Genomic DNA, 19,857 nt, shown 5'->3' on the forward strand with positions numbered 1-19,857 from the left:
GAGGCAAGTGCCTCGGGAGATACTGACTTGCCAAAAATCATCATCCGCCCCGCCCGATCCGACGAGTATGACCAGGTCGCCCGTGTCTGGATGGACAGTTGGGTTTCGACCGGACTGGAAGACGCCAGCGATGCCCTGCTGGAAAAATTGCGCGCGCGTGTCCCGATGGAGGTCGAGAAGGGCTGGAGCCTTTACGTCGCCGACGATAACGGGAAATTGGCGGCGATGCTCGCGTTGCATGTGCCCGACTGCTACCTCGACCAGTTGTTCGTGGCGCCGGAGTATCAGGGCAACAGCCTGGGGCGCCAATTGCTCGCCTTTACGCGCCAACATCTGCCGGATGAAATCTGGCTGCGCTGCGTGCGCGAAAATGAAAAGGCCTGGCGCTGGTACGAGCGTGAAGGCTTTGTGTTCGAGAAGGAGCAGGTTGAGCCGATGATGGGCCGTGTCATGAAATATTATCGATGGAAGAAATCGGCATGATGACCATTGCGTTGCTTGCGGACGGAGCGCACACGCTTTAGCTTTGACTTCCTGTGTCTCAACCTTGCGTTCCACCATCATGCTGCTCCGTTTAATCTCCGCCGTCATCGTTCTGTCATGCGTTTCCGCCGCGGGATGGGCTCAGAAGCCCGCAAAGAGGAACGACGTGGCCGCGGCGGGGAGCGGACCGTGTCACATTGGTGTTGTCCCGATTGCCGGTAATCTTTTTCTTGTTCAGGGATGGGGCGTAGATCGGGTAGCGACAGAAGGGTGGGACCTCGACGAGTTGGTTGTCTCGCGGGTTCGCGCAGCGGCGCCCGGACGCTCCGTCCGCCGGGTTCCCTATACTGCGGCGGAACTTGTTGGCGAAGGTCAACGGCCCTCATTTTTCCGCGAAACGCTGAAGGAATTTGCCCAGCGCATCGCCGGCAGAGTCAGTTGCGAACGTTATGTCGTCGTGCACCGCCATGGCGGAAATTCCCGGGAATTTGGCATTGGTATTTCCAGGTATGTCCTTTTCGACAAAGCGATCCTTTACGCGATGATGAAGATCCTGGTGTATGACGGACGCACCTTCGAACTGATCAGGCAAGCCCCCGCATCGCTCAAGGACAATTTCGTCAAGCGGAGGATAGGGGTGGCTAACGGACCTGCCCTAGAAATTGATCTTTCCGCATTCCCGGACAAGCCGGCGGACGTGGCGCGCAACCCAAAGCTGCGCGACGGCGTGCGCGCCTTGTTGACACAAAGTCTCGACAACACGTTGCTGGCGATGCTCAGACAGTAGCAAAGGAAATTCCCAATGATGAAACTCTATTGGTCGCCGCGCTCGCGCTCGATCTCCGCGATCTGGCTGCTGGAGGAAACCGGGCTGCCTTATGAGCGCGTGTTGACCGACATTACAACTGGCGCGCAGAAGGCGCCGGAGTATCTCGCGATCAACCCGATGGGCAAGGTGCCGGGGCTGAAGGACGGCGACGCCGCGCTTGGGGAAGCCGCCGCGATCTGCGCTTATATTGCCGATCGCTATCCCGAAACCGGATTGGCGCCAGCCGTCACCGATCCGCTGCGGGCAAAATATCTGCAGTGGCTGTTCTTCTCGCCGAGTTGCATCGAGCCGGCGCTGATCCAGCTCTTCACCAAGCTTGAGGTGCCGTCGAGCACAGCGGCATGGGGCAGCGCTGACCAGACCTTCGACGTGCTCGACGCCGCCTTGCACAAAGGCCCATGGATTCTCGGCGAGAAATTCTCCGCCGCCGATATCATGCTCGGCTCCGGACTGAATTTTGCGGTGCGGATGTTCAAGATGGTGCCGCCGCGGCCGTCATTCGACGCCTATATCGACCGCTGCGCGGCGCGCCCGGCGTTCCAGCGCGCCGAGAAGATCGCGGCGGGGTGAACGACCGTAGGGTGGGCAAAGCGCAGCGTGCCCACCACGCCAGACGCAATCTGAAGATAGATGGTGGGCACGGCTGCGCCTTTGCCTACCCTACGCGATCTGCGGGCCGAGATAAAAATCGCGAAAACAACCCCATGCAAAGTAGAGCCGCTTCCCGAACGGTTCACGCGACGACGCGGGGATCCACGTCCTGTGCGTAGTCGACGCCGTCGATGCCAAATCCGAACAGGCGAAGGAATTGGCTCCTGTACTCCGGAAGGTCCGCCAGTTCGCCGAGCGTTTCCGTGGAGAGCAGCGGCCATCGCCGCAATACCTCTGCCTGAACTTCAGGCGAAAGCTCCCAGTCGTCGACTCGAATGCGCTGCGCCTCGTCAACTTCGACACCCGTGCCAAGGCGCGTCCGGAACAGGCGATCGATCTGTTCGATGCATCCTTCGTGGCGCCCGAGTTGCTTCATGACCTTGAACAGCACCGTCCCATAGAGCGGCACCACCGGAATGGCCGAACTCGCCTGGGTGACCACGGCCTTCAACGCCACCACGCGGGCCGCGTCCGGCCCGAGCCGGCCCCGGATCGCTTCGGCCTTGCGGTCGAGATCGACCTTGGCGCGACCCAGCGTACCTTGCCAGTAGATCGGCCAGGTCAGTTCGCTGCCGATATAGGTATAGTTGAGCGTCCGGAAGCCGGGCGCCAGGACACCGGCGTCCGCGAGCTGGTCGATCCAGCGCTTCCAGTCATCGCCCCCCATTACCGCGACCGTGGCGGCCGCTTCATCCTCACTCGCCGGCGCGATGGTCGTCTCGAAGACCTCGCCGGTTTCAGTGTTGAGGGTCTTGATGTCGACGGGATTGCCGAGCGGCTTGATCGCCGAGCGCCAGGTCTTGCCGGTGTCCGGATCTGTCCGGACCGGCGCGGCCATGCTGTAGACCAGCATGTCGAGCTGCCCGAACTTTTCGCGCACACGCTCAATGAAGGCCTTCTTCAATTCGTCGGAGAAGGCGTCGCCCTCAAGCGTGAGAGGATATCTGCCGATCTTCTGAGCCTCGATCTCAAATGCGCGATTGTTGTACCAGCCGGCGCTGCCCGTTCTGCTTGCTGAAGGCTCGCGCTCCAGTGACACGCCGATGGTCTCTGCTCCTCCGGCGAAGGTCGTAACAATGCGGCTCGCGAGGCCGTACCCCGTTGAACATCCCAGCACGGCAACACGCTTGGGGCATTCCGGAATGGACCCCTGGCGGAGAACATAAGCGATTTGTTCGCGGACATTTTTGGCGCAGCCGACGGGATGTGCCGTCGTGCAGATGAAGCCTCGCACGCGCGGTTCGATAATCATGCCCACCCCGTTCTGGATTGTTGCAAAGTCACCATCCGCCGCCTGCCGATCTCTCGCCGCGAGCGAGAAGGGGCAGATGCGAAATCACGCATCCATCCGCTTGAAGACCAGCGTGGCGTTGGTGCCGCCGAAGCCGAAGGAGTTCGACAGCACGGTGCCGAGCTTGGCGTTGTCGATGCGCTTGCGCACGATCGGCATGTCGGCAAACACCGGATCGAGCTCGGTGATGTTGGCGCTCTCGCAGACGAAGCCGTTGTTCATCATCAAGAGCGAATAGATCGCTTCCTGCACGCCGGTGGCGCCGAGCGAGTGCCCGGTCAGCGCCTTGGTCGCCGAGATCGGCGGGCATTTGTCGCCGGTGCCGAACACTTTTCGAATTGCCTCGATTTCCGGGGGATCGCCGGCCGGCGTCGAGGTGGCATGCGGGTTGATGTAATCGATCGGGGTTTTCACGGTTTCGAGCGCCATGCGCATGCAGCGCTCGGCGCCCTCGCCCGACGGCGCGACCATGTCGTAACCGTCTGATGTCGCGCCATAGCCGACCACTTCAGCGTAGATGCGCGCGCCGCGCGCCTTGGCATGCTCGAGTTCTTCCAGCACCACCACGCCGGCGCCGCCGGCAATGACGAAGCCGTCGCGGCTGATGTCGTAGGGGCGCGAGGCGGTGGCGGGGGTGTCGTTGTATTTCGAGGACATCGCGCCCATGGCGTCGAACAAGACCGACAGCGACCAGTCGAGCTCCTCGCAGCCGCCGGCGAAGATCACGTCCTGCTTGCCGATCTGGATCGTCTCATAGGCGTTGCCGATGCAATGGTTCGAGGTCGCGCAGGCCGACGAGATCGAATAGTTCACGCCCTTGATCTTGAACCAGGTCGCGAGCGTGGCCGACGCCGTCGACGACATTGCCTTCGGCACCGCAAACGGTCCGACCCGCTTCGGCCCCTTGCTTCGCGTGATATCGGCGGCTTCCACGATGGTGCGCGCGGACGGCCCGCCCGAGCCCATGATGATGCCGGTGCGGACGTCGGAAACTTCCTCCGGCGAGAGGCCAGCGTCCTGGATTGCCTGCTCCATCGCGATGTGATTCCACGCCGCGCCCTCGCCGAGGAAGCGCATCGCGCGCCGGTCGACGACGTCGGCCGGATTGAGCGTCGGCGCGCCCTGCACCTGCGAACGGAAGCCCATCTCGGCGTATTTTTCCGCGCGCTTGATCCCGGACTTCGCTTCGTGAAGGCTCGCAAGCACTTCCTGGGTGTTGTTTCCGATGGACGAGACAATTCCCATCCCCGTTATGACAACCCGCTTCATGATCGCCTCGCCCTGCCGTTTCCGTTTGTCCGTGAAGATATGTTGATTGCGTGATCGCGCCGCTCAGGCAAGCGCTGTGCCCTGCTTGAACAGCCCGACCTTCAGATCCTTGGCGCGATAGATAATCTCGCCGTCCATGGAAAGCCAGCCGTCGGCAACGCCGAGCACCAGCTTTGAACGCATCACGCGTTTCATGTCGATGTTGTACACAACCTTGCGAGCATTCGGCAGCACCTGGCCGGAGAACTTCAATTCCCCCAGCCCCAGCGCCCGGCCCCGTCCCTCGCCGCCGATCCAGCCCAGATAGAAGCCGACCATCTGCCACATCGCGTCCAGGCCGAGGCAGCCCGGCATGACCGGATCGTTCTTGAAATGGCAGCCGAAAAACCACAGGTCCGGCTTCACATCGAGTTCGGCGCGGATCAGACCCTTGCCGAATTCCCCGCCTTTTTCGGTAATTTCGCTGATGCGGTCGAACATCAGCATCGGCGGCAGCGGCAGCTGCGCATTGCCCGGGCCGAACATCTCGCCGCGGCCGCAGGCCAGCAAGTCCTCGTACTCATAACCGCTGCGCCGTTCCAGCATGGTGTCCAGCCTCTCTTAAAGATGTCCCGATAGAGCGCTTTTGAGCGAACCGGACCCGTTTCCCTACGGGAACGCTTGTTTCCCGCAAAATTGGCGCTACTTAGGGTGCTATCGGCATTAGCCTCTGCCGAAATCGCATATGTGGTCCGCGCGCTCTGTAACATAGGCACCGGGCCCCGGCAAAGCACTGGAACGCGCGAAAAAACCGCGTTTACACGCTGGTTCCTCTTTAACCTTGGGCGGGTTCTAGTTGCGAAAAACTTGCATCTACCTGATTTCCTTTTATATTGGGCAAGATTATTGCCCAAGTTAGCGCGCGTGGTGCCCGAAGTGGACATGAACGACCAAGCTTCCCCCCTGAACGACGACGGTATCGATCCGGCCGCCCGGGCCGCCGGACATCAGCCGGCGTTGACCGGTTGTCCCTGGCACGACGTCAACGAAATGCTGCAGGCCGCCGGTCTAAGGCCGACCCGCCAGCGCATGGCGCTGGGCTGGCTGCTTTTCGGCAAGGGAGCCCGCCATCTGACCGCGGAAATGCTGTACGAGGAAGCGACGCTGGCGAAGGTTCCGGTGTCGCTGGCGACCGTCTACAACACGCTCAATCAGCTCACCGATGCGGGTCTGTTGCGCCAGGTCTCGGTCGACGGCACCAAGACCTATTTCGACACCAACGTCACCGCGCACCACCACTTCTATCTCGAGAACAACCACGAGCTGGTCGACATTCCCGATCCGCACCTCGTGCTCTCGAAGATGCCGGACGTGCCGGAAGGCTACGAAATCGCGCGCGTCGACATGGTCGTGCGCCTGCGCAAGAAGCGCTGATTCTCCACGGAAGATTTGTAGGGTGGGCAAAGGCGCGTTTGCGCCGTGCCCACCGTTTTGCTGCGCTCGCGATGGTGGGCACGCTTCGCTTTGCCGACCCTACGGTTCAGCGCTCGCAGTTAGCTCACTCCACCTTCTCATCCGCATACACGCCCCACAGGCGCTGCTGCTCGATCCAGCCGTCAAAGCCGTTGCCGATCACGCGGCACCAGCCGTTGGCGCATTTCTTGACCTGGGCGACGACGCCAACCTGCAGGCGGGCCGCAATCGCGCTGGTCGGATCGGGACGATCATAGAGCGACGCCAGCTCGTCCTTGGTCTTCATGGTGACGACCGCAGTGCGGCGGCCGGACAGCAGCGAATGATAGACCCAGCCCTCGGAGCCTTCCGAATCGCGCACGCGGCGCCAATTCTCGAACTCGGCGGTGATTTCGACCGGCAGGCCCGAGCGGGTATAGACCCAGGCGACATCGTTATCCTTGGTCGGACCGGCCCGGACATTCACGTGGTCGGATTTGAGGCTGACATACCGCGGCACCGGCAGGCCGCTCGTGGTGATGGCCGAATCCTTGGCCGAAAACCCTGTGCTGACCGATGCCAAAAGCCAGCCCCCCGCCAGCACCGCCACCGAACAGAAACGCCCCAACGCCATTAACCCGTCTCCTGTCGAGCTACCCGCAACTCGAGTTCTTCGAGTTGAAACCGCCCGCTAACGCCCGAAAAACCCCAGCCCCTGTGCCCCGCTTTGGCCGCACCCCGACTTGCGCTTGCTAACGTCCGAGGGGTTCTTGTCTTGGCCCGGCCTTCTGATAGAGAGGACGGAACGCCAAGAACCAGAACGCCCGGATTTTCTGCCGAAAATCCAAGGCAAGTATTGGGGAACCCAAGGGACTTACCTTACGGAAACAGCCGGATACCGGGACCGCGTGGCCATCGCAGTGTCGAACAACCGGGTTAATGAGGTCTGAACGGCGGGCTCAAAGCCGTCCCTCATGAGAGCAGAGCATGTCGGTCAAGAAAAAACCTCTCGTCGTCGTCACCCGCAAGCTGCCGGACTCGATCGAGACCCGGATGCGCGAGCTGTTCGACGCCAGGTTGAATCTCGACGACACGCCGATGACGCCGGAACAGATCGCGGACGCGGCCCGCACCGCCGACGTGCTGGTGCCGACCGTCACCGACATGATCAGCGAGGCGATCCTCAAGGACCCCGACTGCAAGTTGCGCATGATCGCCAATTTCGGCAACGGCGTCGATAATATCGACGTCACTGCGGCGCATGCGCGCGGCATCACGGTGACCAACACGCCGAAAGTGCTGACCGAAGACACCGCCGACATGACCATGGCGCTGATCCTGGCGGTGCCGCGGCGATTGATCGAGGGCTCCACCATTCTGACCGAGGGCAAGAACTGGGAGGGATGGTCGCCGACCTGGATGCTTGGCCATCGGATCGGCGGCAAGCGGCTCGGCATCGTCGGCATGGGCCGCATCGGCCAGGCTGTGGCCCGCCGGGCGCGCGCCTTCGGCCTGCAGATCCACTATCACAACCGCCGTCCCGTGGCGCCTGTTATCGCCGAGGAGCTCGGCGCGACCTATTGGGAAAGCCTCGACCAGATGCTGGCGCGGATGGACATCATCTCGGTGAACTGTCCGCATACGCCGGCGACCTATCATCTGCTCTCGGCGCGGCGCTTAAAGCTGATCCGGAAAGAGGCCTATATCGTCAACACCGCGCGCGGCGAGGTGATCGACGAGGACACGCTGATCAAGCTAATCGAAGCCGGGGACATTGGCGGTGCGGCACTCGACGTGTACGAGCACGAACCCGCGGTTAATCCGAAGCTGGTCCGGCTCGCCAAGGCCGGCAAGGTGACGCTGCTGCCGCATATGGGCTCGGCCACCATCGAAGGCCGCGTCGAGATGGGCGAGAAGGTGATCATCAACATCCGGACCTTCCTCGACAACCACAAGCCGCCGGACCGCGTGCTGCCCAGCATGCTGTGATGCCATATTGAGTGTCGTAGATCCTATGGGGTGGCAGGTGGTCAGGGGTAAGCTGAGTTTGCGACCACCCAACCACCCCATAGGATCTACAGGAACCGGGCTACGGCATCATTTGTTCTTGCGCCGTTCCCGCTTTCGCCATTCCGCGACAAAGGCGACGAATGCGGCGAGCGCCGGCGGCGGTTGGCGGCGGCTAGGGTAATACAGGAATGGGCCCGGGAATGGGGCGCACCAATCGTCGAGCACGCTGACCAGCGCGCCCGACTTGATGCCATAGCGAACGTAGCCCTCGAACGTCAGCCAGAAGCCTGTGCCATCATGCACGGCGCGCAGCGCCAGGCCGAGATAGGTCGCGATCAGCTTGGCCGGCGGCGAAACCTTCACGACACGTCCCGCTTTCTCGAATTCCCAGTCCAGCATCGCGCCGCTGCCGAAGCGGGTGCGGATGCAGGAATGTTCCAGCAAATCCTTCGGATGTTTCGGGCTTCCATGCTGCGCGACGTATTCGCGCGAGGCCACCACCGCATAGCGCTGCGGCGCCCCGAGCGAGACCGCGATCATGTCCTGCGCCAGATGTTCGCCATAGCGCACGCCGGCGTCAAAACCTCCGGCCACGATATCGACGAACGAGCTCTCGCCGACGATCTCGAGATCGATTTTGGGATGGGCTGCAAGAAACGGCGCGACCATCGGCGCCAGCACCAGATCGATCGCCGGCGGCGGCGCATTGATGCGCAGCCGCCCCGACGGCACGGCCCGCAGGCCGCGCACCTGATCAAGCGCCGCGCCGACATCCGACATCGCGGGGCCGACACGGGCCAGCAGCAATTCACCGGCTTCGGTAAGCGCGACGCTGCGCGTGGTGCGGTTCATCAGGCGGACGCCGAGCCGCTCCTCCATGTCGCGCAGCCGTTGGCTGAGGCTCGATACGGAGACGCCCTGCTCGACCGCGGCGCGGCGGAAATTCCGGGTGCGCGCCACGGCGACGAAGGCATCGAGGTCGCGGAGGTCGAAATTCTTCATTGTTCGATATAATGAACAAGCTATTTATGATTGTCCAGCTTATCCGCGCGAGCCAAATCCCTCATATCGGCCTCGTCACCACGGCGCGAATGCACGCCGCCGATTACGAGGAGAACCATCATGGAAAAGCGCAAACTCGGCACGACAGGTCCATCCGTCTCGGCCATCGGCCTCGGCTGCATGGGCATGTCGGACTTCTACGGCCCGGCTGACCGCAGCGAGAGCATTGCCACCCTCCACGCCGCGCTCGATGCCGGGATCACGCTGCTCGACACCGGTGATTTCTACGGCATGGGCCACAATGAGATGCTGATCCGCGAAGCGCTCGCTGGGCGCAATCGCGACAATCTCCAGATCAGCGTCAAGTTCGGTGCGCTGCGCGACCCCAACAAGGGCTTTCTTGGCTATGACAGCCGCCCGGCCGCGATCAGGAATTTTGTCGCTTATTCGCTGCAACGGCTCGGCGTCGACACCATCGACATCTATCGGCCCGCACGGCTCGATCCCGATGTGCCGATCGAAGAGAGCGTTGGCGCGATGGCCGACATGGTGAAGGCCGGCTGGATCAAGCATATCGGGCTTTCCGAGGTTGGCTCCGACACCATTCGCAGGGCGCACGCGGTGCATCCGATCGTCGACCTGCAGATCGAATACTCGCTCGTCGCGCGCGGGATCGAGAGTGACATTCTCAAGACCTGCCGCGAGCTCGGAATCAGCATCACCGCCTACGGTGTATTGGCGCGCGGACTGATCAGCGGACACTGGTCGAAGGAACGCTCTGCTGTGCAGGATTTTCGTCAGATGAGCCCGCGTTTCCAGGGCTCCAATCTCGACGCCAATCTCGCGCTGGTGGATTCCCTGCGCTCCATTGCAGCGGAGGTTGGTGCGTCACCGGCGCAGGTCGCCATCGCCTGGGTCGCAGCGCAGGGCAACGACATCGTACCGCTGGTCGGCGCACGTCGCCGCGACCGCCTTTCCGAGGCGCTCGGAGCACTCGATGTGAAATTGACGGACGCGCATCTTGCCGCGCTCGCCAAGGCCTTCCCGCCGGGCGCCGCCGCTGGAGCGCGATATCCCGAGGCGCAGCTCGCGCATATGGATAGCGAGAAGCGGTGAGATGAAGGCCGGTGAACGCTAGAGCATGATCCGGAAAAGTGGGTACCGGTTTTCCGAAAAGATCATGCGTAAATCAAAGAGATAGAGTGGGATGACGATTCGAAGAAAAGTCATCCCGCTCTAGGCCGCGTGCCCGCTCAGATCGGTGATGACAGGCGTATCGCCGTTGAGCGGGTTGGCCGGATCGCGCGCGTAGCGCAGCGTCTCGAACCGCATCGCGCGCGCGTCCACCATCACCAGCCGTCCGACCAGGCTTTCGCCGAAGCCGACGATTTCGCGGATCGCCTCCAGCGCCATCATCGATCCCAGCATGCCCGCCAGCGCGCCCATGACGCCGGCCTCCGCGCAGGCCGGCACGGTGCCGGGCGGCGGCGGTTCGGGAAACAGGCAGCGATAGGTCGGGTTGAACTCGCCCTGCTCGTTGCGCTCATGGGCGCGGATGGTGGTCAGCGATCCGTCGAACATCCCCAGCGCCGCCGTGATCAGCGGCTTGCCGGCAAAGAAGCAGGCATCGGACACCAGATAGCGCGTTTCGAAATTGTCGGAGCCGTCGAGCACGAGATCGTAGCCGCCGATCAGCGACATCACGTTCTTTGCATCGAGACGCACCGCATGCGCCTCGAAATGAACATGCGGATTGAGCGCGTGAATCACTTCGGCGGCGCTGTCGACCTTGCGCCGTCCGATGTCGGGCGTGGTGTGGATAATCTGGCGCTGCAGATTGGACAGCGAGACGATATCGTCATCAACAGCACCGAGCGTGCCAACCCCGGCGGCCGCCAGATACATCAGGACCGGCGCGCCAAGCCCGCCGGCGCCGATCACCAGCACGGACGCCTCTTTCAGCGCGGCCTGCCCCGGGCCACCGACTTCGCGCAGCACGATATGGCGGGCGTAACGTTCGAGTTCGTCGGCTGTCAGCATGGTCGCACTACCTCAATCAATCTCCTGAACCGGGACGCGGTTGGTGCCGACTAAGCAGATGTGCTTAATTGGCGGGACGTCAATGACGCGCTTCCCTATTCCCCTCCGGCATTCTCCTGGATTTGTCATGAGATCGGTGCTTTCGGCAACATTGATGATCGCGGCCTTAGGTTTTGCGGCCTCGGACGCGTGGGCGCAGATGACGCCACCCGCGACGGCCGGCGCCAAGGCGAAACCGGTCACCACGATACCGATCCGTCCCGCGCTGCAGAAGCCGGAGGACACGGCCACCGCGATGGGCCAGGCCGAGCGGCTGGCGCTGCAGTCGGACCTTGCCTGGGTCGGGCAATATAACGGCGCCATCACGGGCGACGTCAGCGAGCGCATGGTCAATGCGATCAAGGAATTCCAGAAATCCCGCGGCGGTAAACAAACCGGCGTGCTCAATCCGCAGGAGCGCGGCATTCTTGCCGACACCGCCAAGAAAAAGCAGGAGAGCGTCGGCTGGAAGATCCAGACCGATCCCGGTACCGGCGTGCGGCTCGGCATCCCCACCAAACTGGTGCCGCAGCAAGCAAGCGACGCCAACGGCACCAAATGGACGTCGCCGACCGGCACGATCCAGATTCAACTGGCGCGGCGCAAGGAAGCCGGCCCCGTTACCGCAAAGCTCGCCGAGCGCGAGAAGAAGGAGCCGGGGCGCAGCATCGACTACACCGTGGTCAAGCCGGACTTTTTCGTGCTGTCGGGCCTGCAGGGCCTGAAGAAATTCTATCTTCGCGGCACCTTCAAGGGCGACGAGGTCCGCATCCTCACCATCTTCTACGATCAGGCGACTGAGAATACCGTGGAGCCGGTCGTGATCGCGATGTCGAGCGCGTTCAATGCGTTTCCGGCGGCTGCTCAAATGGCCGGGCCTCCACCGCGCAAGACGGTGGAATACGGCACCGGCGTCGTTGTCGGTGACGACGGCGCGATCATTGCCGACCGCCAGATCACCGATGGCTGCCTCACGGTCGCGATTGCGGGCTTTGGCAATGCCGATCGCGTCGCCGACGACAAGGAGCACGATCTCGCGCTGCTGCGCATCTATGGCGCGCGCGGGCTCAAGGCGCTCAATCTCGCCAACGCCGCCACCAAGACGGCGCTCGACCTCACAGGTATTGCCGATCCGCAGAACCAGGGCGGCGGCGCCGCGGTAACCAGCGTCAAGGCTTCGGTGGCCCTGCTCGGCGGCGGCAGCGATATCGCGCTGGCACCCGCGCCGACGCTCGGCTTTTCCGGCGCGCCCGCGCAGGATGGCGACGGCAGGTTTGCCGGCATCGCGCTGCTGAAGCCGGTTCAGGTAGCGGGGCCCACCAACGGCGCACCCGCGGCGCAGGCGGTGCTGGTGACCGCCGACACGGTGCGCGATTTCCTCAAGGCCAATGGCGTGAATGTGGCCGGCGGATCGGGCGATGCGAAGGCGTCGGTGGTCCGCGTGATCTGCGTGAGGAAGTAGCCCGCGCTCGTGTCCCGGACGCGTGCAGCGCTTCTTCAGCGATGCACCGGCATAGCGCATCGCAGACGCGCGTAAACGCGCTTATGGTGCTGCGCTGCGTCCGGGCACGAGAGAATCAAGCCGCCTTGATGTTGCTGAGGAAGGCTTCGACCTCGCCGCGCATCGTCTCGGACTATATTGCCGCCGGCCGCCAGCATTTCCGCGCCTGCATTGGATGCCAGCGGATGATTGCTGACCACCATGCCGCGGCTCCCGGTCGCCGGCCGCTTCTGACATTGAAAGCCGGTGGCTGCGCGATCCCGCCAATGACCCGTCATGTTGTTTTCCCGTTTCTTGTTGTGGTTTTCATCGGGCGCACATGCACCGCCCGGCAGTATTTGCCCGGATGACCACAATTCCATAATCGGGCATCATTGCAGCCTGACTGATTCGGACTACCGCGATCCCCTGACCTTTGGATCGGGCTGGGCAGGTCTGAGCGAGCGCGTAACTCGGCGTCGCAGAATGCGGCGCAGCTCTTGTGCCGTAACCCAAATGCCTGAAAGCCATCCAGAGGACCTGAAATGCACACGATCGTATTGGCCACCCAGAAGGGCGGCTCGGGGAAAAGCACGCTTGCCATCGGCCTTGCACTTGCCGCCATCCGGGCCGGGCATAATGTCCGCCTGATCGAGACGGACCCTCAGGGCACCGTTTCGAACTGGAAGCGCCGCCGTCCCTATGCCGCGCCGATCATCGAGCCGATCTACGCCGCCCGGGAGGTCGAACAGCGCCTGCAATCGCTCGACCGCGAGGGCGTAACGGTAGCGATCGTGGATACCGCCGGTGGCGAAAGCGCCGCGACCAATTCGGCCATTCGTTATTCCGACCTCTGCCTGATTCCGACGCGGCCGAGCATCGCCGACATCGAGGCGACCGCCGCGACGCTCCGCGTCATCAGGGCCTGGCACAAGCCGTTTGCCTACGTCCTCAATCAGACCCCGATCCGGGCTGCGGCACGCCTCGCCGGTGCGGAAAATGCGTTGAGCAACGAGGCAGCGCTCGACATCGCCGATATCGTTGCCAGACCTCTTATCGTGATGCGCAACGATCATCAGGACGCGCTGAGCGCCGGCCTCGCCGTCTGCGAGCTTGCACCGGGCGGCAAGTCCGCGGAGGAAATGCGCGGCCTCTGGCAGTGGACCGAATCGCGGCTGGGCAATGCGGTTGCGGCTACTGACGAACCGATCATCGAGGAGTTCGTGGAAATACCCGCAATTATTCCTAAATGGGCTGCGCTCCCGTCTTTCGACGCCGGCAGCGCACGCTTCCTGAGGACCCCCGCTCGCGTCTGACATCACGCTTCGCGCAAGGTAAATGCGAGGCGAACGCGGAAGCAATCCAGACCACCAGCCCCGCTGGATTGCTTCGCTTCGCTATGGATTTCGGCGCAACCAGTTTTCTCGCGTGACGCGCCATTTTTCCGCGCGCGTCTGACCGCTGTGATGGGCAAGTTCGATATAGCCGAGGAATTCGGCGCCGGTCTTTTGCTTGACCCGGCGTGACGCCTCATTGGTAACCGCGTTACAGGCGTAGAAGACATCGACATCCAGCACGCGGAAGGCAAAATCGTTCACCGCCGAGACGGCTTCGCTCATCAAGCCCTGATTCCAGTAGCGCTCCGCGAGCCAAAATCCCCGGTCGCCCTTCGCATTGCCGGACCAGGGACGAAAGCGGATATTGCCGATGGCTTCGCCGTCCCCGCCGCGCAGCACCAGCATCCAGTTATAGATCACTTCCCCCGCAGCGGCTCTTTCCAGTTCCTGCGCGATGAAAGTCTCCGCGCCGTCTTCCGGATATGGCCAGGGGACAACCGATGCGAGATGCTGGATGATGTTCCAGTTGTTGAAATGGCGCTGGATCGCCGGCGCATCCGACAGCGCGAGCGGTCGCAAAATCAGTCGCCCCGTATGGAGCGTCGGCGTGATGGTCATTTTTGGCATTTCGGGCACCAAAACGTTGAGCGGCCATTCTGAACGAAGCGTCGTACGATCCCGCCGCAGCCTTTAGTTTGGCATGTCTCGCCCTCGCGGTCATAGACCTGGAACGAGTGCTGGAAATAGCCGAGCTCACCCGAGGTCAGGCGATGATCGCTGATCGAGGAACCACCGGCCTTGATCGCCTGATTCAGCACGGAATGAATCGCGCCCACCAGCCGCGCGGCGTGATCGGTCGGCTCAGCCTTCTTCGTCGCAAGCGTCGCCGCCAGCCGGCGCGGCGACAGCTGCGACCGGTACAGCGCCTCGCAGACATAGATATTGCCGAGCCCCGCGACCACGCGCTGGTCAAGCAGCGCGGCCTTCAGGCTGGTCTTCTTGTTGAAGCATGAGCGCGCCAACATCACCGCGTCGAATTCGTTGCCGAGCGGCTCCGGACCGAGGCCCTTCAACAGCGGCTCGTCCTCCAAGGCGTTGCGGGCGATGATCTTCATGTAGCCGAAGCGGCGCGGATCGTTGAACACGACGGAAGCCCCCGATGACATGTGAAACACGACATGGTCGTGCGCGCGGTCCTCGCTGCGAAGATGGTGGAATTGGCCCGGCGTGTCGTTATGGCCGCCTTCCAGCACCCGGAACGATCCGGACATGCCGAGATGCATCAAAAGCACGTCGCCGGAGCCGAGATCCGCCATCAGGTATTTGGCGCGGCGGCCGAGGCCGGTCACGGTCTGACCCTCCAGCCGAGCGATAAAATCTTTTTGAAAGGGAAACCGCAAATCCTTGCGGCGGGCCTCGGCTTTCACGATTTTCGACCCCTCCATGGCGGGCTGCAGGCCGCGGCGGACGGTCTCAACTTCAGGCAATTCAGGCATGCAGGCATTCACCTTATGGAGGTGACGTGATAGCGCCATTGCGGCCGCCGCGCTATGGTCGGCAGACTACTCCTCGTCATTGCGAGGAGCGAAGCGACGAAGCAATCCATCCATCCCCGGGCGGAGAGGTGGATTGCTTCGCTTCGCTCGCAATGACGGGAAAAAGCAGGGCCGAAGAATGAACCAGCCGGACCAAACCACCCATTTTGGCTTCAGGGACGTGCCCCTGGGGGACAAGCAGACGCTGGTGAACGACGTATTTCACAGCGTGGCCTCCCGCTACGACCTGATGAACGATCTGATGTCGGGAGGCCTGCACCGGGTCTGGAAGGACATCATGATCAATGCGCTGAATCCGCCGAAAAACGATGCGCCGTTCGCATTGCTCGACGTCGCCGGCGGCACCGGCGACATCGCCTTCCGCGCGGCGGAGGCGGCAGGCCTGGGCTTCCATGCCACCGTCTGCGACATCAATACCGATATGCTTGGGGTTGGCCGCAACCGCGCGCTGGCGCGTCATCTCGACCAGCAGGTGTCGTTTGTCGAGGGCAATGCCGAGACGCTGGCGTTCGGCGATCGCTCTTTCGACGCCTACACCATCGCGTTCGGTATTCGCAACGTGCCGCGGATCGATGCCGCGCTGCGTGAGGCCTATCGCGTGCTACGGCCCGGCAGCCGATTCTTGTGCCTGGAATTCTCCACCGTCGACGTCCCAGGGCTTGATCGGCTCTACGACTTCTTCTCGTTCAAGGTGATCCCGCCGCTCGGCCGCGCCGTGACGGGCGATGCGGAATCCTATCAGTACCTCGTCGAATCGATCCGGAAATTCCCCCGGCCCAATCAATTTGCCGAGATGATCCGCGACGCCGGCTTTGCGCGGGTGAAGTGGGAAAGCCTCTCCGGCGGCATCGTGGCGTTGCATTCGGGCTGGCGTTTGTGATTTCTGCCGCGACCCACATCGCGCGGCTCGTCCGCGCCGCTTACGTGTTCGCGCGCGAAGGCGTGTTCGGCGTCGTTGACCCAAGTCTGGTGCCGCCACCGGGACAGCTCGCGCTGCGGCTGGCGCGACTGATCGAACGGCCCGGCGCCAAATCCGGCCCGCGTTTGTCGCGCGCACTGACGCGGCTTGGACCGGCCTATCTCAAGCTCGGGCAATTTCTGGCGACGCGGCCCGACGTCGTCGGCGTCGCGATGGCGCGCGATCTGGAAGCCCTGCAGGACCGGCTGCCGCCGTTTTCGCAGGCCGAAGCCGAGGCCGTGATCGCCGCGTCGCTGGAACGCCCGCTGGCTAAGGCGTTTGTCAGCCTCGGCCCGCCGGTTGCCGCCGCCTCGATCGCGCAAGTTCATCGCGCCGAGGTCGAGCGCGATGGCGTCCGCCAGCCGGTCGCCGTCAAGGTGCTCCGGCCCAATGTCGCCTCGCGTTTTCGCCGTGACCTCTCCGATTTTTTCTTTGTCGCGCACAATGCGGAAGCGCATTCGGCCGAAGCGCGGCGGCTGCGGCTGATCGAGGTCATCAACACGATGTCGCGCTCGGTCGCGATGGAGATGGATCTGCGGCTCGAGGCGGCCGCATTGTCCGAGATGGCGGAGAATACGCGCGACGATCCGGATTTCCGCGTGCCGACCGTCGATTGGGACCGCACCACCCACAACGTGCTGACGATGGAATGGATCGACGGCATCGCGCTCAGCGACCACGCGCGCCTCGCGCAGTCGCACGTCGATCTGCCCGATCTCGGCCGCAAGGTGATCCAGAGTTTTCTGCGGCATGCGCTGCGCGACGGCTTCTTCCATGCCGACATGCATCCCGGCAACCTGTTCCTCGACGATACCGGCCGGCTGGTGGCGGTCGATTTCGGCATCATGGGCCGGCTCGGCATGAAGGAGCGGCGCTTCCTCGCTGAAATTCTGCTCGGATTCATCACGCGCGACTACCGCCGCGTCGCGGAGGTGCATTTTGAGGCCGGCTACGTGCCGGGGCACCATTCGGTCGAGAATTTCGCGCAAGCCATCCGCGCTATCGGCGAGCCGATCCATAACCGCACCGCCGAAGAAATCTCGATGGCGAAGCTGCTGACGCTTCTCCTCGAAGTCACCGGCCTGTTCGACATGCAGACCCGGCCGGAGCTGATCCTGCTGCAAAAGACCATGGTGGTGGTCGAAGGGGTGGCGCGGGGCTTCGATCCCAAGCTCGATATCTGGAAGGTCGCCGATCCCGTGGTGCGCGAATGGATCGAGCGCAATCTCGGTCCGCTCGGGCGGATTCAGGGCGCGATGTCCGGCGCGGGCGAACTCGGCCGGGTGGCGGCGAGCCTGCCTGCAATCGCCTCGCGGGCGGTTGCCGTGCTCGAAAACATGGAGAAGATGACCCGGGAGGGCATGACGCTGTCGCCGGAGACGATCGCGGCGATGGGCCGGGCCGAGGGCCGTAAGAGCCGCTGGCGGACGGTGGCGCTCTGGATCATCGCGGCCACCTTTATCGGAATTCTGATCGCCATCCGGCAGCTATGATTGCAATGCTGTCACAATGTGATAGCATTGACTGCACACCATTCCGGAGGCCGCCATGGCCAGCCTCACCATCCGAAAACTCGACGAGACCGTCAAAACCTACCTGCGTCTCCGGTCGGCCGGGAATGGCCGCTCCGTCGAAGAGGAAGTCCGGGTCATCCTCGGAGAGCTGATACAGGGGCGCCCCGAACTGGCTGGCGCAACCTCCTCGCCTCCATCCGTTGACAGCCCCGCACAGGCCCTGCGGCCCGTCAGCACCAGCGGTGAACGGAATGTCACCTTGATCATCGGCGGCGGCATCGCCGCCTATAAGGCGCTGGACCTGATCCGGCGCCTGAAGGAGCGGCACATCGGCGTCCGCTGCGTGCTGACCAAAGCCGCGCAGCAATTCGTCACCCCGCTTTCCGCCAGCGCACTGTCGAACGAGCGCGTCTATACCGACCTGTTCGACGCCGAGAGCGAATTCGACGCCGGTCACATCCGCCTTGCGCGCGAATGCGATCTGATCGTGGTGGCGCCGGCAACCGCCGACCTGATGGCGAAGATGGCGCACGGCCATGCCGACGATCTTGCCAGCGCGATCCTGCTGGCGGCGAACCGCCCGATCCTGCTGGCGCCCGCCATGAACCCCCTGATGTGGAACAACGCCGCCACCCGCCGCAATGTGCTGCAGCTTCGGCGCGACGGCGTCCACATGATCGGCCCCAACGCCGGCGAGATGGCTGAGGCCGGCGAAGCCGGCGTCGGGCGGATGTCGGAGGCGATCGAAATCGCCGCCGCTGCCGTCGACATCCTGCGTCCGCCACGACCGCGGCCGCTCGCAGACAAGCGCGTGCTGATCACGGCGGGACCGACGCATGAGGCGATCGACCCCGTGCGCTATATCGCCAACCGATCCTCCGGCAAGCAGGGGTTTGCCATCGCCGCCGCGGCGCAGGCCGCGGGCGCCGATGTCACGCTGGTTTCCGGGCCGGTCGAATTGCGCGATCCCGCAGGTGTTACGGTGATCCGGGTGGAATCGGCGCGCGACATGCTTCATCGGGTGGAGGCCGCCTTGCCGGCCGATATCGCGATCTTCGCTGCCGCCGTGGCCGACTGGCGCGTCGCCAACGAAGGCGAGCAGAAGCTGAAAAAGACCTCCGCCGGCATGCCGCAGCTCGCACTGGTCGAAAACCCCGACATTCTCGCGACGATCTCGAAGCTGACAGACAAGCGTCCGCCGCTGGTGATCGGGTTCGCGGCCGAGACCGAGCATCTGATCGACAACGCCAAGGCCAAGATCGCGCGCAAGGGCTGCGACTGGATCGTCGCCAACGACGTCTCGCCCGCCACCGGCGTGATGGGCGGCGACCGCAACACCGTTCACCTGCTGACGCGCGACGGTGACGACATCAAAGTGGACTCCTGGCCGGTGATGACCAAAGAACAGGTCGCGACCGAACTGGTGGCAACCATAGCCAAGACGTTGGGAAAGACTTCATGAGCGCACCGGTGAAAGTCGACATCTGCCAACTGCCGCACGCCGAAGGTCTCGCGCTGCCGGCCTATCAAAGCGCGGACGCCGCCGGGCTCGATCTGCTGGCCGCAGTGCCGGCGGAGACGCCCTTGATCCTGCCGCCGGGCAAATACGCGATGGTGCCGACCGGGCTGACGATCGCGCTGCCCTCAGGCTATGAGGCGCAGGTGCGGCCACGCTCCGGGCTTGCCGCCAAGCATGGCGTCACGGTGCTGAATTCGCCGGGCACAGTGGATGCGGATTATCGCGGCGAGATCAACGTCCTCTTGATCAACCATGGCGACGTGCCGTTTCCGATCCGGCGTGGCGAGCGGGTCGCGCAGATGGTGATCGCGCCGGTCGTGCAGGCGGAACTGGTTCCGGCGGTGTCGCTTTCAACAACCGATCGCGGCAGTGGCGGTTTCGGCTCGACGGGACGTTGAATCGGCTAGCAAAAACTGCTCTCAACGGTAATCCGCTGAATTTTTCACAG

The 19,857-nt window shown here is 63.3% G+C and carries 20 protein-coding genes; 12 read left to right on the forward strand and 8 right to left on the reverse strand.

The window, feature by feature from the left end; translation table 11 throughout:
- The first annotated feature begins 27 nt into the window (after positions 1–27).
- From V1286_RS33945 to V1286_RS33955, 3 genes are all read left to right on the forward strand, one after another.
- Positions 28–483 carry a GNAT family N-acetyltransferase gene (locus V1286_RS33945; protein WP_334487412.1) on the forward strand — a complete coding sequence of 152 codons (456 nt, stop codon included), beginning with the start codon at positions 28–30 and terminating at the stop codon, positions 481–483.
- Between the two features lie 64 nt (positions 484–547).
- The gene (locus V1286_RS33950) at positions 548–1,270 is read left to right on the forward strand and encodes a hypothetical protein (RefSeq protein WP_334487414.1); all 723 of its coding nucleotides are present in this window, start codon (positions 548–550) and stop codon (positions 1,268–1,270) included.
- A 15-nt stretch (positions 1,271–1,285) separates the two neighbouring features.
- A complete protein-coding gene (locus tag V1286_RS33955) occupies positions 1,286–1,882 on the forward strand; it encodes a glutathione S-transferase family protein (RefSeq protein ID WP_334487416.1) in 597 nt (198 codons plus the stop codon).
- Positions 1,883–2,045: 163 nt separating this feature from the next.
- On the opposite strand, the gene fabV is transcribed toward V1286_RS33955, so the two are convergent.
- From fabV to fabA, 3 genes are all read right to left on the reverse strand, one after another.
- Positions 2,046–3,215, reverse strand: a complete 1,170-nt coding sequence (gene fabV / locus V1286_RS33960; protein WP_334487418.1) for an enoyl-ACP reductase FabV — start codon at positions 3,213–3,215, stop codon at positions 2,046–2,048.
- A gap of 84 nt (positions 3,216–3,299) precedes the next feature.
- Positions 3,300–4,523, reverse strand: a complete 1,224-nt coding sequence (fabB, locus tag V1286_RS33965; protein ID WP_334487420.1) for a beta-ketoacyl-ACP synthase I — start codon at positions 4,521–4,523, stop codon at positions 3,300–3,302.
- Positions 4,524–4,586: 63 nt separating this feature from the next.
- Entirely contained in the window at positions 4,587–5,108 is a 522-nt protein-coding gene (gene fabA, locus V1286_RS33970) for a 3-hydroxyacyl-[acyl-carrier-protein] dehydratase FabA (protein WP_108512671.1), read from the reverse strand.
- Positions 5,109–5,444: 336 nt separating this feature from the next.
- On the opposite strand from fabA, the gene irrA reads away from it, so the two are divergent.
- The gene (irrA, locus tag V1286_RS33975) at positions 5,445–5,936 is read left to right on the forward strand and encodes an iron response transcriptional regulator IrrA (protein WP_057844747.1); all 492 of its coding nucleotides are present in this window, start codon (positions 5,445–5,447) and stop codon (positions 5,934–5,936) included.
- 124 nt (positions 5,937–6,060) lie between these two features.
- Here the strand turns inward: irrA and V1286_RS33980 are convergent, their stop codons facing one another.
- On the reverse strand, positions 6,061–6,588 hold the full coding sequence (locus V1286_RS33980) for an SH3 domain-containing protein (RefSeq protein ID WP_334487424.1): 528 nt from the start codon (positions 6,586–6,588) through the stop codon (positions 6,061–6,063).
- A 353-nt stretch (positions 6,589–6,941) separates the two neighbouring features.
- Here V1286_RS33980 and V1286_RS33985 point away from each other — a divergent pair, with 353 nt between their 5' ends.
- On the forward strand, positions 6,942–7,943 hold the full coding sequence (locus tag V1286_RS33985) for a 2-hydroxyacid dehydrogenase (protein WP_334487426.1): 1,002 nt from the start codon (positions 6,942–6,944) through the stop codon (positions 7,941–7,943).
- A gap of 108 nt (positions 7,944–8,051) precedes the next feature.
- Here the strand turns inward: V1286_RS33985 and V1286_RS33990 are convergent, their stop codons facing one another.
- Positions 8,052–8,966 (reverse strand): LysR family transcriptional regulator, encoded by a 915-nt coding sequence (locus V1286_RS33990; RefSeq protein WP_334487428.1) that lies wholly within the window; start codon positions 8,964–8,966, stop codon positions 8,052–8,054.
- Between the two features lie 120 nt (positions 8,967–9,086).
- Here V1286_RS33990 and V1286_RS33995 point away from each other — a divergent pair, with 120 nt between their 5' ends.
- Positions 9,087–10,082, forward strand: coding sequence for an aldo/keto reductase (locus V1286_RS33995; RefSeq protein WP_334487430.1), 996 nt, complete (start codon positions 9,087–9,089; stop codon positions 10,080–10,082).
- Between the two features lie 120 nt (positions 10,083–10,202).
- Here the strand turns inward: V1286_RS33995 and V1286_RS34000 are convergent, their stop codons facing one another.
- On the reverse strand, positions 10,203–11,006 hold the full coding sequence (locus tag V1286_RS34000) for a HesA/MoeB/ThiF family protein (protein WP_334487432.1): 804 nt from the start codon (positions 11,004–11,006) through the stop codon (positions 10,203–10,205).
- A gap of 127 nt (positions 11,007–11,133) precedes the next feature.
- Here V1286_RS34000 and V1286_RS34005 point away from each other — a divergent pair, with 127 nt between their 5' ends.
- Positions 11,134–12,507 (forward strand): serine protease, encoded by a 1,374-nt coding sequence (locus V1286_RS34005; protein WP_334487434.1) that lies wholly within the window; start codon positions 11,134–11,136, stop codon positions 12,505–12,507.
- 563 nt (positions 12,508–13,070) lie between these two features.
- Positions 13,071–13,841, forward strand: a complete 771-nt coding sequence (locus V1286_RS34010; RefSeq protein WP_334487437.1) for a ParA family protein — start codon at positions 13,071–13,073, stop codon at positions 13,839–13,841.
- Positions 13,842–13,922: 81 nt separating this feature from the next.
- Here the strand turns inward: V1286_RS34010 and V1286_RS34015 are convergent, their stop codons facing one another.
- Positions 13,923–14,489: a GNAT family N-acetyltransferase gene (locus V1286_RS34015; protein WP_244608114.1), complete on the reverse strand. Its 567-nt coding sequence runs from the start codon at positions 14,487–14,489 to the stop codon at positions 13,923–13,925.
- Positions 14,477–15,358 (reverse strand): bifunctional DNA-formamidopyrimidine glycosylase/DNA-(apurinic or apyrimidinic site) lyase, encoded by an 882-nt coding sequence (gene mutM / locus V1286_RS34020; RefSeq protein WP_334487441.1) that lies wholly within the window; start codon positions 15,356–15,358, stop codon positions 14,477–14,479. The genes V1286_RS34015 and mutM overlap by 13 nt, the downstream gene beginning before the upstream one ends.
- A gap of 178 nt (positions 15,359–15,536) precedes the next feature.
- Here mutM and ubiE point away from each other — a divergent pair, with 178 nt between their 5' ends.
- The 4 genes from ubiE to dut are packed head-to-tail and all read left to right on the forward strand — an operon-like array spanning position 15,537 to position 19,807.
- Positions 15,537–16,298 (forward strand): bifunctional demethylmenaquinone methyltransferase/2-methoxy-6-polyprenyl-1,4-benzoquinol methylase UbiE, encoded by a 762-nt coding sequence (gene ubiE / locus V1286_RS34025; RefSeq protein WP_334487443.1) that lies wholly within the window; start codon positions 15,537–15,539, stop codon positions 16,296–16,298.
- Entirely contained in the window at positions 16,295–17,869 is a 1,575-nt protein-coding gene (ubiB, locus tag V1286_RS34030; protein WP_334487445.1) for a 2-polyprenylphenol 6-hydroxylase, read from the forward strand. Before ubiE ends, ubiB begins: the two co-directional genes overlap by 4 nt.
- A 55-nt stretch (positions 17,870–17,924) precedes the next feature.
- A complete protein-coding gene (gene coaBC, locus V1286_RS34035; protein WP_334487447.1) occupies positions 17,925–19,352 on the forward strand; it encodes a bifunctional phosphopantothenoylcysteine decarboxylase/phosphopantothenate--cysteine ligase CoaBC in 1,428 nt (475 codons plus the stop codon).
- Positions 19,349–19,807 (forward strand): dUTP diphosphatase, encoded by a 459-nt coding sequence (dut, locus tag V1286_RS34040; RefSeq protein WP_334487449.1) that lies wholly within the window; start codon positions 19,349–19,351, stop codon positions 19,805–19,807. The genes coaBC and dut overlap by 4 nt, the downstream gene beginning before the upstream one ends.
- Positions 19,808–19,857 lie beyond the last annotated feature (50 nt).

Origin of the sequence: Bradyrhizobium algeriense (assembly GCF_036924595.1) — a bacterium.
GTDB lineage: Bacteria > Pseudomonadota > Alphaproteobacteria > Rhizobiales > Xanthobacteraceae > Bradyrhizobium > Bradyrhizobium algeriense.